Below are 17,763 nucleotides of genomic sequence, written 5' to 3' on the forward strand. Positions count from 1 at the left end.
AAGGAAGTGCAAAATGGAAATTAAGCAGATGCAGTATTTTGTAGAGGTAGTAAAACACGGTGGGATGACACAAGCATCGGAACATTTATTTATCGCACAATCCACCATCAGTAAAAATATTAAGAGTCTTGAAAGTGAATTTAATATTCAATTATTTGATAGGACAAAAAAGCATATTGTTTTAACAGATGTAGGGGCAATTTTTTATGAAAAATGTATAGAGGCATTAGCAGTGATTGATGATTTATCTCTACAGATGGGCGACGTGACAAATCTTGAAAGAGGTCATATTCGTATTGGTATATCAGCTATTATGAATGTCAGACTTTTTACGGAAAGCTTAAATCGATTTCACCAACAATATCCGAATGTTACCTATGAAGTGATTGAAGGTGGGGGGAAGGCAGTTGAATTTTATCTCAACAATGATGATATTGATGTTGGTATTACAACCTTGCCAGTAGATGATGATATTTATAATGCCGTCCCGCTATATAAAGAAAAATTATTGTTGGTCGTCGATAAAGCCTCACCATTTGCTAAAGAACAAATGGTACATTTAAGCGCGTTGAAAAGAGAAAGCTTTATCATGTTTCATGATGATTATTATTTAAAAGATCAAATTATAGAAAGTTGTCGTAAAGTAGGATTTCATCCTAAAACAGTAGCAAAGATGTCCCAAATAACTTTTATTGAAAATATGATTCGTGATGGTATAGGGATAAGTATTTTACCTGAAAGTATTGTAAATATATTAAGCGATAATGTTGTAGGCGTGGAATTAGATGAAGCGGATGTTTCATGGAATTTAGGCATCGTATGGAAAAAAGATAGCTACATGAATTATGTTACAAATGAATGGATTACATTTATTTCTCAAATTAAATAGAAAACTAAAGATAAAGTTAGAATTCAAGAGGGGTGCGTATACCAAGCTAATTTCGAATAGTTGCGCATTTCTATTAAATTCATTACTTTGAGAAGTGAAGGGCATCTAATAGATATTTAAGTATACTATGATTATAAAAGGGGTATATTCTTTACAAAGTATTCCTTTTAGGAATGTTTTGTATTCCAACTATGTATTTTAATCATGATTAGTAAAGATATATAATATGAAATGTAGAGGGTTATGAGTAATGATAATTTATTCATGATGATTCATCAATAAGTCAGTTACTAGTATTCATTCGTTCATTCATTTATTGGATACACACCTAAGTTTAAACAAGACTTATGCTAAATAGTCAGAACTCATAACTAGAATGTTTGTATGTTTTAGTGTTGTAATGTAGATATGAAGTACTAAATGTAAGCGCAATCATTAGTATGGTGCTAAGTGAATAAGATTGTGTGATTCGAAAGTTATTTGAGCCGTTACATTCGAATTGTGTATTTTAATATTATCTAAGCATATAACATCAAACAGAAACACATTTATCTATGCGTTGAAATTATGAAACTATTCTGACCCTCTAGATAACTATCTCTCTCAAAATAAAGCGCCTAAAGTTACATCTGTCCAATGTAATTTAGGCGTTTTATTATTCATTTATGAAAATTACATATTGTTTTGTAATTTTGGATGTAAATCATATGACATTTCTATTGCTTCATGATTGATTACTTTACTTAATATTTCAACAATCTTTGATGCAATTTCAGAAGTGGGTACACCAATAGCATTTACTGGATAATCTAGTTTTTTGATTTGAGGTATATTGTCATAGGAATAGATTATCGGATGGTGTTGGTCATCTAGTGCATTTATTGTACCAACTGTAATATCATAACTGCCACATATAACGCCTGGTGCTAACTCATTTGATTGCAAGAATGTTTTTAACGATGATTCTGTTTCGATTGAATTTAAACCTTTTGAATTGATGAGGCGATAGGTAATACCTTGTGTTTCACAATAAGATGCGATAGCTTGTTTTTTAGTGATCTGACGAACATCGTTTGTATCTGTATCACCTATATAATCAATTGCATCGATACCTTGTGCTTGTAATGCTTGAATTGCCATAACCATTGCTTCAGCATGATTGACATTTATTATAGGATAAGGCGTTTTTCTATCTGCGCCATACGCTACGACGGAAATATTGTTGTATATCTCTGGCGGTAAATTGGTATGTTCACCTTCATCGAATATGACGATACCATCACAACCGAACTCAACAAATTTTTTTGAAGCTGTAGTAACATCATCAATTGAAACAAACATGGCATAGCCAAAGGATTTGATAGCGTGGTTAATTTCAGATATGAGATGTGTCACTGCTATTCTATCAACAGAAGGCCATATTAAACCAATTGTCCCACTTTTTTTTGAAACCAAAGATCGAGCAGATTGGTTTGCGATATAATTCATTTCAAGTGCTTTTTGCTGGATCATTTGTTTGGTTTGCGGCTTCACTAATTGTGAATTTTTCAATGCTTTACTAACAGTAGAATAACTGACGCCACAGGCTTCGGCGACATCTTTTAAAGTTACAGCCATAGAACGTCTCCTTGAAATTATTTGATTTAAGATAGAATTAATTATAACATAGAGGTAAGCGTTACAATATTTTTTTGAATAAAAATAACAACGTTGTTATTTTCGAGGAAATAATAAATTTATCTCTGGTAAGGGGCTGTAATTATGAAATCTAGCGACATTTTAAAAGCAATACATGATGGTAAACACATTGCTGTCATGCGCACTGAAGAGGCTGAAATATTTATTGAAATTGCGCAAACGATTATAGAAAAAGGATTAAATATAATCGAGGTAACTTTGACAACACCGAATGCCTTAAACATCATTGAGAAATTATCTGAGAGAGAAGATGCTTTAATAGGTGCGGGAACAGTACTTGATGCTGTGTCTGCGCGTAATGCAATTATGAGTGGCGCAAGATTTATTGTCAGTCCATCATTTGATAAAGAAACAGCAAAAATTGCAAACCTGTATGATATTCCTTATATTCCAGGATGTATGACAGTTAAGGAAATGGTTGAATCACTCCAATATGGTTGTAAAGTATTAAAGCTATTTCCTGCTACACAGTTTACACCAAAGACAATCAAAGACTTTAAAGGTCCGTTACCACAAATTGAAATTGTACCAACTGGAGGTATCGATAAAACAAATCATAGAGAATGGTTAGATGCAGGTAGCTTTGCAGTAGGCATAGGTAGTGAAATTACTAAAGTTTTTCAAGAACAAGGGAAATCTGCTTTAGAACAGTATGTCTTAGATTTAAAGAGCGAGGTGCAATGATGACTATCTATGGTTTAGGAGAGGTCATGTTGCGATATACCCCCTACAATTATACGCAACTAAAAGACGCTAATAGCTTTGATGTTCAAGTAGGCGGTGCTGAATTAAACACGCTCATCACTCTATCTCATTTTGGACAGAGAACAGATATGTTAACAGTCTTGCCTCGCCATGCGATTGGAACAATTGCTTTGCAAAAGATGACTCAAGCAAATGTTGCTACTCACAATATAAAATATACTGATGGTCGATTAGGAACATATTATCTTGAAGAGAGCTTTGGATTTAGAAGTGGAAAGATAATATACGATAGATCCCATTCTACATTTTCAGAATATCGTGAACAGATTTTGGAGGGTATACAGTTTGAAAGTGGAGATTATTTTGTGTTTACAGGTATAACATTAGCCGTTAATCCTATGGTTCGCGAACAAATTGTAAATATACTAACTCAATTAAAGCAACGTGGTGTGAAGATTGTTTTTGATATTAATTATAGAAGTAATTTATGGAATAAAGATATAGCAAAAACAACGATTGAATCTGTTTTACCTCATGTAGATATACTACTATTTGGGAAAATGGATGCAACACATTTATTAAATACAAATAATGAAATTGATGAAATGGAAACTTGTGCTAGAACGTTACAGCAAAAATATAATATTCCAATGCTTGCATCTAGTAATAGAGATATTGAGTCAAGTACGCTACAAGGTATTATGTTAAACAAAGGAGATTATATCATAGGACAAAGTTATCCTTATACTGTTTTAAATAGAATTGGTGCGGGTGACGCTTTTATGGCAGGTATCATTCATGGTTTAATATCAAATTATGAATATGAAAAAATAATCGACTTTGCAACAAAATGTTCTGTATTACAACACACGACGAGAGAAGATGCTTTAACATGTAGTGAGGAGGATATATTAGGGTTATCAACGCATATAGGTGAACTGAAAAGATGATTATATAAAAATTTTTCGATATTTATGAAAACGGATACATCTAAAGTATTTTTAAGATTTAAAAAGTAGTTACTTTAGCAATATGTTAAATAACTTCAACAAATATAGTGTTTTATGAAATAGGAAAGAGGTTAAATTATGACATTAATCCATGACAATTTTTTATTGAACAGCAAGACAGCAATTAAACTTTATCAGAAAGTTAAAGATTTACCTATTTATGATTTCCATTGTCATCTAGATCCTAAAGAAATATATGACAATAAAAATTATGAAACCATTACACAATTATGGTTATCAGGTGATCATTATAAGTGGCGATTGATGCGAGCATTCGGTATTGATGAAGATTATATTACTGGTGATGCAGAAGATCTTGATAAGTTTCAAGCATTTATGGAGATGTTACCATATGCTGCTATGAATCCAATGTATCATTGGTGTGCTTTGGAACTTAATCGCTATTTCAATGAAAATACAGATTTAGATAAAGTGGATAGTTTGAAATTATATAAAGCTTTAAATAAGAAATTAGCTAAGTCGACACATACACCTCAATCATTGATTAAAGCAAGTAATGTATCGGTAGTATGTACGACGGATGACCCATGTGACGATTTGAAATATCATAAATTGTTAAGACAGGATAAAAAAGTAACGTTTAAAGTTTGTCCTACCTATAGACCAGATAGTTATGTATTACTAAATAACAATACATTTAAGGAAAAGTTAGCTAAATTAAACGATGTATCTGATAAAGAAGTAAAAGATTTAACATCGTATATTGCAGCTTTGAAAGCACGTATTTATTACTTTGATAGAGAAGGAGCAAAAAGCTCGGACCAAAGCTTTGAAAAAGTACCATTAATGACTGCAACTAAGGATGAGGCACAAGAAATATTTAATCAATTGGCAGATGGTCATGATGTTTCTGAGGAAAAACAATACGAATTAGCAGGCTATATATTGACTGAATTAAGCAAAGTATATCGAACACTAGGTTGGGTCGTACAATTCCACTTAGGTCCTATACGAAATAATAATACGAAAATGCTAGACATTGTAGGAACAGATAGTGGCTTTGATAGTGTTGGCAACCAACTTAATGCGAAGACATTAAATGCGATGTTGAACCACCTAGAACAACATAATGCATTGTCAGATACGATTATCTATCCAAATAATGGTAATGATCATTTAATGGTACAAGCTGCTGCAGGTAATTTTAGTAATAGTGAACACAAAGTACAATTAGGTGCTGCATGGTGGTTTAATGATACGAAAGAAGGTATGGAACGTCATTTAGTGGATTACTCAAACGTTGGTCTATTATCTAAGTTTGTTGGTATGCTTACAGATTCAAGAAGTATGATTTCTTATACAAGACATGAATATTTCAGAAGAATTTTATGTAATTTTGTAGGTGAAAAAATTGAAAAAGGTGAAATTACGTTATCAAATTCCACGATTGAACAAATGTTAAAAGATATCTGTTTTAACAATGCGGTTAAGTTATTCAAAATAGAAGGAATTAAGGAGGTATAATGATGGAACTTTCATTTCGTTGGTATGGAAAAGATGACCCTGTAACGTTGGATAATATTAGACAAATTCCCAATATGAAACATATCGTTTCAGCAATATATGATGTACCTGTTGGTGAAATTTGGGAGAAAGAGCGAATTCAAAAATTAAAAGAAACTATTGAAGCTGCAGGTTTGAAATTTGAAGTGGTTGAGAGTTTACCAGTGAGTGAAGATATCAAGTTAGGTACTGCAAAACGCGATGCGTTAATTGAAAATTATAAGACATCACTTAAAAATTTAGCTGATTGTGGCATTAAGACAGTTACTTATAATTTTATGCCAGTATTTGATTGGACGAGGTCACAACTAGACTATCAACTTGAAGATGGTTCGAATACATTGATATATGATCACGAACAAATTAAAGATGTTGATCCGTTAATGACCGATTTAAACTTACCTGGATGGGATGAAAGTTATACACGTGAAGAAATGAATAAACTCATTTTGAAATATCGTGACATGTCAGAGGATCAATTGTGGGATAATCTGCAATATTTCCTAGAAGCCGTATTACCAACTGCTATCGAGCATGATGTGAACCTAGCAATTCATCCGGATGATCCACCATGGTCCATTTTTGGAATCCCAAGAATTATTAAAAATAGAGAAAGCTACTTACGGTTAAAAGAAATTAATGATTCAGCGAATAATGGAATTTGCTTTTGTACTGGATCACTTGGCTCTCTTGCTGAAAATAACTTACCCGAACTGATTAAAGAATTTGGAAAACATATACATTTTGTACACATGCGCAATGTAAAAAGGTTAGATACACAATCATTCGTAGAAACTGGTCATCTATCTAAATCAGGATCAGTAGATATGAAAGCAGTGACGTCGACTTTACTTGAAATTGGATATCAAGGCACGATTCGTCCAGATCATGGTCGGATGATTTGGGGAGAAACAGGTAAGGCAGGCTATGGTCTGTTTGATAGAGCTTTAGGTGCAACATATATTAACGGCTTAATAGAAGGAGTGAGTAAATAATGGATGCACAATTTAAGGATTTGAATGTCGTGATTACTGGCGCAACAGGTGTGATTGGCAGTACCTTTGTTAAAGGATTGGTTACCAAAGGTGCGAATGTTGGAATATTAGCCCGTTCAGAAGAAAAAATTACTGCATTGCAGAATGAATTAGGTGAAGCTAAAGCACAAACAGTGGATTTAGTAGCCGATGTATTAGATAAAGTAGAATTAGAACGCGCAAAGCAAAGATTTAACGAAACATTTGGTACGATTGATATTCTGATTAATGGTGCTGGTGGCAATCATCCAAATGCAACTACAAGTGATGAATTTTTTGATGCCCAAGGAGAAAATACGTTCTTTGATTTAACTGAACCGGGTATAGATACAGTATTTAAATTGAATTATGTCGGAACATTCTTACCGTCACAAGTCTTTGCGCAAGATATTGTAACCGCAAAGCAAGGTTCAATTATTAATATTTCATCTATGAATGCTTTTACACCACTGACAAAGATTCCAGCATATAGTGGTGCTAAGGCAGCCGTGAGTAATTTCACTGAATGGTTAAGCACTTATTTTTCAGGTAAGGTTCGAGTTAATGCAATCGCTCCTGGATTCTTTGAAACCAATCAAAACAAAGGGCTATTAAGAAATGCAGATGGTTCCTATTCTGATAGAGCAAACAAAATACTTTCTCAAACACCAATGAATCGTTTTGGTGAACCAGAAGAAATTCTAGGTACATTATATTGGTTGATGGATTATAACGCGAGTAGCTTTGTGACAGGAGTTGTTATACCTGTTGATGGCGGATTTAACTCATATTCGGGTGTTTAATATTGAATGAGGCAATTGAAATATTTATATTTCAATTGCTTTTTTATATCTATCAAAATGATTTTATAGAACTTGATAGACTACATATCAAAATAGTGAAATGCAATCATTTGTATTTAATGAAAAAATAAATAAATTAATATCAACATTTAATTGAAAATGAAAAATATTTAATACATAATATAGGTTGATTGACAAAGATAGAAATAGAAAATAGGTGAATCAGAATGAAGGAATTCTTTAAATATTATAAGCCCTATAAAGGGTTGTTTTTCTTAGATTTTAGCTCTGCTGTCATTGTTGGACTATTAGAACTTATTTTTCCATTAATTACCAGTGTTTATATAGATAAATTATTGCCTACAAATCATTGGAACCTAATTATTATATTCGGATTACTATTATTATTCGTATTCGCTGTAGAAGCAGTACTTAAGTTTATAGTGACGTATTGGGGACATAAATTAGGAACGAATATTGAACGAGATATGCGGAATGATTTATATGGACATATTCAAAAGTTGAATTTTAAGTTTTTTGATAATCAAAAATCAGGTAAATTAATCGGAAGATTAACAAATGATTTGATGGATATTGGTGAAGCGGCGCATCATGGTCCTGAAGATGTCTTTTTATCAGTAATGACATTAATTGGTGCGTTTATCATTATGCTTACCATTGATATTAAATTAGCATTGATAACATTTTGTGTGGTGCCTATTGTCTTTATTTTGGCAATTTTCTTTAGTCAAAAAATGTCACGTGCATTTAAGAAACTTTTTGCCAACGTGTCACGTTTTAACGAATTAATTGCAGATAATGTTGGTGGCATTAGACTAGTACAAGCTTTTACAAATGAACGTTATGAAAATGACAAGTTTAGAAGCATTAATGATAGCTTTAGGGCAACTAAATTAAAAGCATATAATTATATGTCTTGGAATATTACGATTAGTCATATAGCTCAAAAAGTCACTTTGATTGTCGTGTTAGTTGTCGGAAGTTATTTCGTATTACATGGAGATTTAACATATGGTGGTATTGTAGCGTTTATCATGATTACAAACGTATTATTTAAACCACTTGAACAAATTAATATGATTATTGAACTTTTCCCAAAAGCCATTGCAGGATTTAAAAATTTCAGAGAAATTTTATTAGTAGATCCTGAAATTAAAGACAAATCTGATGCTGTACAAATGCCTACTCAACTTCAAGAAATTGAATATAAAGATGTTACGTTTGGTTATGGAGAGGAAAAGATTCTAAATGGACTGAATTTAAAAGTTCAACATGGAGAGAAAATTGCATTAGTAGGTCCAAGCGGTAGTGGGAAAACAACAATCAGCGCTTTATTGCCAAGATTTTATGAAGTAGATAGGGGCGCTATAATGATTGATGGGGTAGATATTAGAAATATTCGTTTAAGCGCGTTACGTGCAGAAATCGGTGTTGTTCAACAAGATGTCTTTTTATTTTCTGGGACATTAAGAGAAAATATCGTTTACGGTAATTTAAATACAAGTGAGGAATTGTTATTTAAAGCAGTGAGACATGCACAACTTGAAGAATTTGTAATGAGTTTACCTGAAGGTTTAAGTACATTGGTAGGAGAAAGAGGTACTAAATTATCTGGTGGCCAAAAACAACGTATTGCGATTGCACGCATGTTTTTAAAAGATCCATCTATTATTATCCTAGATGAAGCGACAAGTGCGCTAGATATCGAAACAGAAAATAAAATACAAGCAGCATTCAAAAAATTATCGGAAAATCGAACTTCATTGATTATTGCACATCGTTTATCGACGATTAAAGATGTAGATCGTATCGTATTTATAAAAGAAGGTAGAATACTTGAAGAAGGTAGTCATGAAACCTTGATGCAACAAGACGGACCATATAAGCAATTATATTTATCACAATTTCATGAGATAGATACCTTTTAACATAAAAGCGTAACAATCCGAATTTAATGAATGTAATGAAGTTCTATGTTCATGAAGAAATGCACAACCAATCAAATCCTATTTAAGGTGAGAGGTTCATATTATTAAAATAGTATTTTACTCAAAGGCAAAAAATCATTTAATAACACGTTAATACGTTAATATTGATTTATAATTTTGATGATACTTATTAAAGTAGAAATAGTAGTGTTTTAAATCATTTTAAACTTGAATTGGTTTATCGGCAGTGGATAGGTTTGTACATTTACAGGTGCTATAATTATAGTGTCGCCTATCTCTCAGGCGTCAATTTGACGTAGGGAGGAGGTGAGACCAGTGGAACTACTTTTTGTTAGTATAATTGCACCTATTGTATCAGGATGCATAATTGCGGGTTTTACGTTTTGGCTAAACAACCGCAATAAATAATAAGGCGACATAGCCCACCAAAAAGAACCCCCAACCTATTCCAGTAGGTTGGGGGTTCGGTGTTCCAATGGAACTACTTTTTGTTAAACACATTATAACATCATAGTGGTTGGTAATGCAAAATAGTTAATTTAGGAAGCATTTTTTGTTTATGTAATCTAAACAAGTTACAAACTTCATTTGAAAATTGAGTAAACTCAACTAAGCATATTGATTAGGAATTATAGTAAGTTATGACATTATGAGTCTTTAATAGTTAAAATAGAATGAAAAATATCTTACCTTCAGTTACAAATAAAAATATTTGTAACTGAAGGTAAGATATTTTTGATGCAACAATTCCAATTACTTGAAACTACGTATTTGAATGTCAGAAGAAATGAATTTGTATCTGAGAAAATTGAGAAGATGTAGGTAAAAATGATAAATAAAGAACTATTAAATCCACTCACATTAAGAACAAGATATTTTTAGTGAAGTTCAGTTACCAACACTATCAACTAGAATTAAATCATTAGACAAACAAATCGGTTCTGTTGTTGGTTTAGCATATTATGAGCAACAAATATTAAGATTAGCAAAAGGGTTAAAATCTAAATATCATAACAATGCTTGGAAAGCCCTCTTTTCAATGTTCACTAAACATGGGGTGGCGGCATTTTCTACTTGTAGAAAATAGATATATGTACTTTGGTGATAGCGGGAAGTCATTTATCTTTTCAGTGAAGTTAAAAGGTGCTATATTTATACCTTAAACTTATTACATTAGAAATTTTTAGATACAACATGTACATGCATCTAGTACATGTACATGTATAGGAGGAAGATACAATGAAAGTTATATTAATTACTGGAGCGACAAGTGGAATTGGCTATGAAACAGCAAAACTTTTAGCTAATCAAGGAAATATAGTTTATGCGGCCGGAAGACATATCGAAAATTTACAGCAATTAAATAGTGTGCATCCTCTTTATATTGATATTACTGATGATATATCAATAAGAAATGCCGTGAATAGTATATTAAAAGAACAAGGACGTATTGATGTATTAATCAACAATGCAGGTTATGGTTCTTATGGCTCTATAGAAGATGTTCCTTTACAAGAAGCAAGAAACCAATTTGATGTAAATGTTTTCGGTTTGGTGAGTTTAACTCAATTGGTATTACCTGTGATGAGAAAGCAGAAAAGTGGTCATATTATAAATCTATCTTCAGTATATGGACGCTTGTCATCTAGCTTTGGAGGATGGTATCACGCTACTAAACATGCTGTTGAAGCACTAAGTGATACTTTAAGATTAGAAACTAAGCAATATGGTATTGAAGTATCGATTATTGAGCCGGGACCTATAAAAACAGATTGGGGTATTATTGCAGCGAATAAATTAGCTGAAACAGCAAAAGGAAGTGCTTATGAAAAACAAGCGCTTAAAACTTCAAATAGAATGAAAAAAGCTTATAGCTCTAATATATTATCTAAACCTAGTGTGGTTTCCAAGTCTATAGCTAAGGTTGTAAATAAAAAACAACCAAGAACTCGATATATAGTTGGAAGAGGAGCTAAACTTTTGATCTTCTTAAATGCAATATTACCAACACGTACGTTCGATAAACTTATATCTAAGATATAAGTTTATCTTGATTAAGTAAAACGTTGTATATCTAATTACTAAAAATGATTTTATTCATATATAGAAAGGATTTTAAATTTGGACTCAAAATTTTCTGTAGCCATTCATACTTTAGTTATGGTCTCTGAATATACTTCAACTATCAATTCTGAAGACATTGCAAACAGTGTGAAAACTAATTCGAGTTATATTAGAAAAATTGTAGCTCTTTTAAAAAAGGCAAATATCATTAAAACTTATCAAGGCAAAAGCGGTATAATTTTAAACATTCCTAAAAATGAATTAACTTTGCTCGATATATATATAGCCGTACAACCTGAAAATAAAAAACTACTAGACGTTCATAAAGAAGCAAATCAAAATTGTCCGGTAGGAAAACATATTGAAAATGTATTGATACCTGCCTTCGATAATATAGAAGAACAATTCTATAAGTATTTAAAAAACAAAACTTTAGAAGATATTATCAATGAAATTTTAAATAAACAACCAAGTATATAACTTTAATAGCTCAACTTTGTTTGAAGTTACCATAGACATATTTTTCAAATTTATATAGTACAGGAAGGATTATTGATTTGAAAATGGTCTACTTTAACGTCTGATTATTGCATATAGCTTTAAAAGTATTGAAAATCCAATGAAATGTATAAAAGGTTACTAAATTAGGAGGACGTTGTTCAAATGCTTAATGAATTTAAGTTAATTTTAAAAAATAGAAAGTTAATGATTTCATTATTAGCTATTTCATTGGTTTCAACAATTTATGTCGCGATGTTTGTAGGTTCGGTTTTCAATCCTTATGGAAGAACAGAAAATTTAAAGATATCAATCGTTAACCATGATAAATCAGAAAGTTTAAATGATAGAAAGATTGCAATAGGTCATGACTTAGTTGATAAATTGAAAAATAAGGATAGTTTTAAATTTCAAGAAGTTTCCGAGAAAATGGCGAAGAAACAATTAGAAACAGGTCAATCATCAGGAACAATTATTATACCTGAAAACGCATCGAAAAATGCGACAACATTGTTAAATAAACATCCTAAAAAAATCAATTTAGAAATACAGGTCAATCCAGGAGCAAGTTATACAGGAAGTCAGGTTTCGAAAAGAGCTCTTGATGTTGTTTCGAATTCAATCAAACAAAATATTCGATATAACTACTTAGATGAAATATTCAATAATGTTAATAAATCAAAATCAGGTAATCAGGATATATCTGATGCATTAGATAAAATGTCACAGTCAGAATCTAAGCTTATTTCAGGTAATAATCAAGTAACAGGTGGATTAAATCAAATAACGTCAAGTGAAGGTCAAACTGTTTCGCAAGTAATTTCAGGTAATCAACAAATAACTAATGGACTCAATCAACTACAACAAAATAATGATGAGTTGAAATTAAAATTAGATAACTCTATTTCTAAACAAGAAGGTACGTATTTAGAAAGTAATAATAAAAAAACACTTAATGATGTCACTAAAGTAACTGAAAATAATGCAACTCAAGTTGATCAATACGGCGAAACAATAGTCCCTTATATGGCAGGGGTTAGTTTATTTGTTGCTGCAATTTCGATTTGTGCAGTTTATCCTTTCAGAAAGACAATCACTAAAGAAACTTCTGTAATAAATCAATTATTTGGTAAATTTTTATTTTACATAGCAGAAGGATCGTTGGCAGCACTTTTAATGAGTTGTTTTGTTATATTTGTGTTTAAAATAAATGTAGATAATGTAGGTCAATTTATTTTGATTAGTATGCTGTGGGGGATTGCTGCTATATCAATTACCTCATTCTTAGGTTTACTTCTCGATAAAATTGGATTGTTTTTATCAATGATTATGCTTGTATTCCAGTTAAGTTCTAGTGAAGGTATGTTCCCAATTGAATTATCGCCTAGGTTCTTTCAAATAATTAATCCATTTTCACCAATGTCATATGTAATTCAAGGCTATAGAGAAGCAATGTTCACTCATGCTGGAAGTTATAGTTTTACATTTGCAACTACAATAATCATTATAATTATATTAGTGATGATGCTACTACAATTTTTAGTATTATTGTGGTTTAATACTAAAGAAAAACTTCCTTTCGCAATGGAAATTAAGTAAAGAATTTATTCCAGTTATTTATAATGGAAAAAACAATTTGATTTTAAATAATAAAGAGACTCCTTATTGAAGTAAGGAGTCTCTTTTAACATTAAAGTACTATTATTTTTAATAAGTCTATATACGGTAGAACTACTTACTCCTGTTTGTTTAGCAATCTCTTCGCCTGTGAATTTTTGTTCATCATATAAGATTTTTATTTCTCTTTTCTTGTGGCTAGGTAATGAAAGTCGCCCACATTTACGTCCTCTTGATCTTGCTGTTTCCACCCTTTTTTAGTTCGTTCACTTTTAGCTTCAAGTTCAGCGAATACACTCATCATTGTAAAGAACATCTTGCCATCGCATTTTTAGTCGATACGTTCACAACCATATCCTCTAAGTGTATCAATCTGGCCATTAAGATTTGGATCTTGTGTTGATACACGCACATAACCAATTTTAGCCATTTGAATACGCCTCTTTTAATCGTTTTATGGTTGCTTATTAAGAAATCTAATTCTCGGTACAAATAAATACGTCTTTCATCATCTAAAAACGAATAAATGATTGTTTATAATACTTTATACACTCAGTATGAAAATGAATACAATATTTTTACATAAAGATATCTAATATTAATATAAATCCTAATCCTGCCACTGAAATAATTGTTGAAATAACGGTATATGTAGCAAAAGTTTCTTTTATTGTCATACCCATATATTCTTTAATCATCCAGAACATAGCATCATTTACATGAGAAAGAATACAACTTCCCGCTCCGGTAGCTAGAGTAACAAGTGCTAAATTCACATCTGGTGTTTGACTTACTATAGGTATAACTAAACCTGCTGTTGATAGTGTAGCAACTGTTCCTGAACCTAAAGAAACACGTAAAAGAGCAGCAATAATCCAAGCTAATATTATAGGATTTATTGTAGAATCTTCAAAAATTTTAGCAATATAAGCTCCTACACCACCATCTAATAAAACTTGTTTGATAGCACCGCCACCACCAATAACAAGAAATAAAAAACCTAAAGTGTTAATACCAGTAGTACATACGTCCATTAACTCAGAAACAGCAATTTTTCTTTTTATACCCATAGTATAAATAGCTAATAACAATGAAATTAAAATAGCTACTGAAGCATTACTAATAAAACTTATAAATTCAAAGAAAATATTATTGTTAATTCCAATAAAATCTTTAATAGCTAAAGTAATAGCTCCTAAAGCCATTAAAATAACAGGGAAAAGTGCTGTTAACAAACTTGAAATAAAGCTTGGTATGTTTTCCGGAATTGAATTATCTTCAAGTTGATAAATATTTCGAGGTTTATTTAATAATAACGGGTTTATCTTTTGTAATAATTTAAGATAAAACACACCTCCTATAATGACGGTAGGTATTGAAATAATTATACCGATAAGTAAAACTTGTCCAACATTAGCACCATATTCAAGTGCTACAGCTGTAACACCAGGATGTGGAGGTAAAAATGAATGCGTAACAAGTAAAGTTGCAGCCATTGGAAATCCTAGTTTTAGTACAGATATATTAATTTCTCTTGAGATTGTAAAAATAATAGGTATTAATAATATAAATGCTACTTCATAAAATAACGTAATACCTACTATGAACGAAGCTACAATAACAGCCCATTGAATTTTTTTAACACCAAATTTATCAATTAGTGTGACTGCTATTTGATGTGACCCGCCTGCATGTGACAACAATTTACCTAGCATAGCACCTAATCCAAAAATTAGACCTATATGCCCTAAAGTATCACCTAATCCTTTTTCAATAGAATCAGCAATTTTATCAGGTGGGATTTGAAGTGATAAAGCAAGGAAAAAAGCAACAATAATTAATGCTATAAACGTGTTAATCTTAAATTTCATTATTAAAATTAAAAGAATTAAAATACCTATACTTGTAGTAATTAATGGCATAAACAAGCTCCTTATATAAAATTGATACCGCTTACAAAATGCATTGAATAAAAACCAATGCTTAAACAAAATAAGCATTGGTTTTTGTAATCTTGTATACTAAGTATACGAGTAGTATATATTTATACATATTATCTGTCAATAAAGAGCTTTTTGAAATTATTACTAGACAATGAAAACGTTTTATTGTAATCTTGTGATGTAAGATACTTAGTATACAAGTTAGGATATTTCTTTTAGAAAAGGTGATAGAATGATTAATTTAAATGTTGAAAAACTTAAAAAAACTGCAAATGAATTAAGAAAAACAGTTTTAACAATGGTTTATGATGCTCAATCTGGACACCCGGGAGGATCTTTATCAGCTGCTGATTTCATGAGTGCTTTATATTTTGGTGAAATGAATATAGACCCGAATAATCCAGATTGGGAAGATAGAGATCGCTTTGTATTATCTAAGGGACATGTTGCCCCTATACAGTACTCAGCTTTAGCTACTTTAGGATTTGTTCCTTTTGATACTATTCATACTTTAAGAGAATACAAATCACCTTTCCAAGGACATCCAGATTCCAAAAAATGTCCTGGAATAGATATATCTACAGGTTCTTTAGGACAAGGTTTGTCTTGTGCTGTAGGTATGGCATTGGCTGGAAAAATGAATGACAAAAATTATAGAGTTTTTGCGGTTCTTGGAGATGGCGAATGCCAAGAGGGTCAAATATGGGAAGCAGCACAATCTGCTGTTAAGTATCAATTAAATAACTTAATTGTTTTTGTTGACGACAATGGATTACAAATTGATGGTCCTACAGATGAAATTATGCCTAATGGTGATTTAGAAGAAAAATTTAAAACCTGGGGTTTTTATACAAAACGTATCAACGGTAATGATATGGAACAAGTAATAAGCATTTTAGATGAAATAAGAGAATTAAATAATAATAAACCTAAATGTATTGTTTGTAATACGACCAAAGGCCAGGGCGTTTCATTTATGGAAAATAGTGTAGGTTGGCATGGTAAAGCTCCTAATGACGAAGAATATAATAAAGCGATTGCTGAATTGGAGAAGGCGGGTGCTAGTATATGAATTTAATTAAAAACCAAAAAGCTAAAGCAACAAGAGAAGCATTTGGAGATGAAATATTAGAATTAGGTAAAGAAAATAAAGATATAGTAGTTGTTGATGCAGATATAGGAGGTTCTTGTAAAACAGGGAAATTTATGACCGAATTACCTGACCAACATATAAATGTGGGAATTGCTGAACAAAATGCTGCTGGTATGGCAGCAGGTCTCTCAACAACTGGCAAAATACCTTTCGTAAGTACTTACGCTGTTTTTGGATCCCTTAGAATGGGAGAGCAAGTAAGACAAGAAATTTGTTACCCTAACTTAAATGTTAAGATTGCTTGTTCACACGGTGGACTAACGCCTGCTACAGATGGTGGGAGCCATCAAGCTATTGAAGATATGGGAGTTTTACGCACATTCCCTAATATGAAAGTTATTATGGGTGCAGACTATCATTCAACAAGAAAACTAATTCGTGAAGCTTCTAAAATTTATGGCCCTGTTTATTTAAGATTTACACGCGGACCAATACCCATTATTTATGATGAAAATGAAAGTTTTGAAATCGGTAAGGCCAAGTATTTAAAAGAAGGTACAGACATAGCGATTATAGCTAATGGAGATACTTTAAACATTGCAATAGAAGCATCAGAAAAATTAGAAGAATTAGATATCTCAGTTAAATTACTGGACATGCATACAATCAAACCAATAGATAGAGACGCCGTATTAGAATGTATAAACATCGGAAAAATTATAACAGTAGAAGATCATAATATTATCAATGGTTTAGGAAGTGCTGTCAGTGAAATTGTTGCTGAAGAAGGTAATAGTAAAGTGAGAAGAATAGGTGTACAAGATCAGTTTGGGCAATCTGCACCTTATGAAAAGTTATTAGAAATTAATGGAATTACTGCAGAAAATATTATAGATACTGCTAAAAAATTAATGAAGAAGTAAAAGGAGACAATAA

At 31.5% G+C, this 17,763-nt stretch carries 15 protein-coding genes and 1 pseudogene; 13 read left to right on the forward strand and 3 right to left on the reverse strand.

Going from position 1 to position 17,763, the window contains the following annotated elements; translation table 11 throughout:
* Window positions 1–13 precede the first annotated feature (13 nt).
* Complete coding sequence (gene cidR / locus MHZ36_RS08015) at window positions 14–889, forward strand: cidABC operon transcriptional activator CidR (RefSeq protein ID WP_239230970.1); 876 nt, start codon at window positions 14–16, stop codon at window positions 887–889.
* Between the two features lie 672 nt (window positions 890–1,561).
* Here the strand turns inward: cidR and MHZ36_RS08020 are convergent.
* A complete protein-coding gene (locus MHZ36_RS08020; protein ID WP_239230971.1) occupies window positions 1,562–2,506 on the reverse strand; it encodes a LacI family DNA-binding transcriptional regulator in 945 nt (314 codons plus the stop codon).
* Window positions 2,507–2,650: 144 nt separating this feature from the next.
* On the opposite strand from MHZ36_RS08020, the gene eda reads away from it, so the two are divergent.
* The 10 genes from eda to MHZ36_RS08070 all read left to right on the forward strand — a co-directional run bounded on the left by eda (window position 2,651) and on the right by MHZ36_RS08070 (window position 13,773).
* Window positions 2,651–3,271 (forward strand): bifunctional 4-hydroxy-2-oxoglutarate aldolase/2-dehydro-3-deoxy-phosphogluconate aldolase, encoded by a 621-nt coding sequence (gene eda / locus MHZ36_RS08025; RefSeq protein WP_239230972.1) that lies wholly within the window; start codon window positions 2,651–2,653, stop codon window positions 3,269–3,271.
* Complete coding sequence (locus MHZ36_RS08030; protein ID WP_239230973.1) at window positions 3,268–4,242, forward strand: sugar kinase; 975 nt, start codon at window positions 3,268–3,270, stop codon at window positions 4,240–4,242. Before eda ends, MHZ36_RS08030 begins: the two co-directional genes overlap by 4 nt.
* A gap of 138 nt (window positions 4,243–4,380) precedes the next feature.
* Complete coding sequence (gene uxaC, locus MHZ36_RS08035) at window positions 4,381–5,787, forward strand: glucuronate isomerase (RefSeq protein WP_239230974.1); 1,407 nt, start codon at window positions 4,381–4,383, stop codon at window positions 5,785–5,787.
* Window positions 5,788–5,789: 2 nt separating this feature from the next.
* Window positions 5,790–6,821 (forward strand): mannonate dehydratase, encoded by a 1,032-nt coding sequence (locus MHZ36_RS08040; protein ID WP_239230975.1) that lies wholly within the window; start codon window positions 5,790–5,792, stop codon window positions 6,819–6,821.
* A complete protein-coding gene (locus MHZ36_RS08045; protein WP_239230976.1) occupies window positions 6,821–7,642 on the forward strand; it encodes an SDR family oxidoreductase in 822 nt (273 codons plus the stop codon). The genes MHZ36_RS08040 and MHZ36_RS08045 overlap by 1 nt, the downstream gene beginning before the upstream one ends.
* Window positions 7,643–7,869: 227 nt before the next feature.
* Entirely contained in the window at window positions 7,870–9,591 is a 1,722-nt protein-coding gene (locus MHZ36_RS08050) for an ABC transporter ATP-binding protein (RefSeq protein WP_239230977.1), read from the forward strand.
* Window positions 9,592–9,927: 336 nt separating this feature from the next.
* Window positions 9,928–10,020 (forward strand): type I toxin-antitoxin system Fst family toxin, encoded by a 93-nt coding sequence (locus MHZ36_RS08055; RefSeq protein WP_239230978.1) that lies wholly within the window; start codon window positions 9,928–9,930, stop codon window positions 10,018–10,020.
* 831 nt (window positions 10,021–10,851) lie between these two features.
* Entirely contained in the window at window positions 10,852–11,655 is an 804-nt protein-coding gene (locus MHZ36_RS08060) for an oxidoreductase (RefSeq protein WP_239230979.1), read from the forward strand.
* 78 nt (window positions 11,656–11,733) lie between these two features.
* Complete coding sequence (locus MHZ36_RS08065; RefSeq protein WP_239230980.1) at window positions 11,734–12,156, forward strand: Rrf2 family transcriptional regulator; 423 nt, start codon at window positions 11,734–11,736, stop codon at window positions 12,154–12,156.
* Window positions 12,157–12,339: 183 nt separating this feature from the next.
* On the forward strand, window positions 12,340–13,773 hold the full coding sequence (locus MHZ36_RS08070; RefSeq protein ID WP_239230981.1) for a YhgE/Pip family protein: 1,434 nt from the start codon (window positions 12,340–12,342) through the stop codon (window positions 13,771–13,773).
* Between the two features lie 104 nt (window positions 13,774–13,877).
* On the opposite strand, the pseudogene MHZ36_RS08075 reads toward MHZ36_RS08070, so the two are convergent.
* Both MHZ36_RS08075 and MHZ36_RS08080 read right to left on the reverse strand, forming a co-directional pair.
* A pseudogene (locus MHZ36_RS08075) lies at window positions 13,878–14,221 on the reverse strand (HTH domain-containing protein); the annotation flags it as partial.
* A gap of 148 nt (window positions 14,222–14,369) precedes the next feature.
* Window positions 14,370–15,713, reverse strand: a complete 1,344-nt coding sequence (locus tag MHZ36_RS08080) for a gluconate:H+ symporter (RefSeq protein ID WP_239230982.1) — start codon at window positions 15,711–15,713, stop codon at window positions 14,370–14,372.
* 253 nt (window positions 15,714–15,966) lie between these two features.
* Here MHZ36_RS08080 and MHZ36_RS08085 point away from each other — a divergent pair, with 253 nt between their 5' ends.
* On the forward strand, window positions 15,967–16,806 hold the full coding sequence (locus tag MHZ36_RS08085) for a transketolase (RefSeq protein ID WP_239230983.1): 840 nt from the start codon (window positions 15,967–15,969) through the stop codon (window positions 16,804–16,806).
* Window positions 16,803–17,750, forward strand: coding sequence for a transketolase family protein (locus tag MHZ36_RS08090; protein ID WP_239230984.1), 948 nt, complete (start codon window positions 16,803–16,805; stop codon window positions 17,748–17,750). Before MHZ36_RS08085 ends, MHZ36_RS08090 begins: the two co-directional genes overlap by 4 nt.
* Window positions 17,751–17,763 lie beyond the last annotated feature (13 nt).

The organism is Staphylococcus sp. ACRSN (genome assembly GCF_022346615.1).
In the GTDB taxonomy this organism is placed as follows: domain Bacteria; phylum Bacillota; class Bacilli; order Staphylococcales; family Staphylococcaceae; genus Staphylococcus.

Bases quoted from the DNA above. Each gene is read 5' to 3' on its own strand.
- MHZ36_RS08050 (WP_239230977.1), top strand. From the start codon at position 7,870: ATGAAGGAATTCTTTAAATATTATAAGCCCTATAAAGGGTTGTTTTTC.
- cidR (WP_239230970.1), top strand. From the start codon at position 14: ATGGAAATTAAGCAGATGCAGTATTTTGTAGAGGTAGTAAAACACGGT.
- MHZ36_RS08085 (WP_239230983.1), top strand. From the start codon at position 15,967: ATGATTAATTTAAATGTTGAAAAACTTAAAAAAACTGCAAATGAATTA.
- eda (WP_239230972.1), top strand. From the start codon at position 2,651: ATGAAATCTAGCGACATTTTAAAAGCAATACATGATGGTAAACACATT.
- MHZ36_RS08080 (WP_239230982.1), bottom strand. From the start codon at position 15,713: ATGCCATTAATTACTACAAGTATAGGTATTTTAATTCTTTTAATTTTA.
- MHZ36_RS08020 (WP_239230971.1), bottom strand. From the start codon at position 2,506: ATGGCTGTAACTTTAAAAGATGTCGCCGAAGCCTGTGGCGTCAGTTAT.
- MHZ36_RS08090 (WP_239230984.1), top strand. From the start codon at position 16,803: ATGAATTTAATTAAAAACCAAAAAGCTAAAGCAACAAGAGAAGCATTT.
- MHZ36_RS08030 (WP_239230973.1), top strand. From the start codon at position 3,268: ATGATGACTATCTATGGTTTAGGAGAGGTCATGTTGCGATATACCCCC.
- MHZ36_RS08070 (WP_239230981.1), top strand. From the start codon at position 12,340: ATGCTTAATGAATTTAAGTTAATTTTAAAAAATAGAAAGTTAATGATT.
- MHZ36_RS08060 (WP_239230979.1), top strand. From the start codon at position 10,852: ATGAAAGTTATATTAATTACTGGAGCGACAAGTGGAATTGGCTATGAA.
- MHZ36_RS08040 (WP_239230975.1), top strand. From the start codon at position 5,790: ATGGAACTTTCATTTCGTTGGTATGGAAAAGATGACCCTGTAACGTTG.
- uxaC (WP_239230974.1), top strand. From the start codon at position 4,381: ATGACATTAATCCATGACAATTTTTTATTGAACAGCAAGACAGCAATT.
- MHZ36_RS08045 (WP_239230976.1), top strand. From the start codon at position 6,821: ATGGATGCACAATTTAAGGATTTGAATGTCGTGATTACTGGCGCAACA.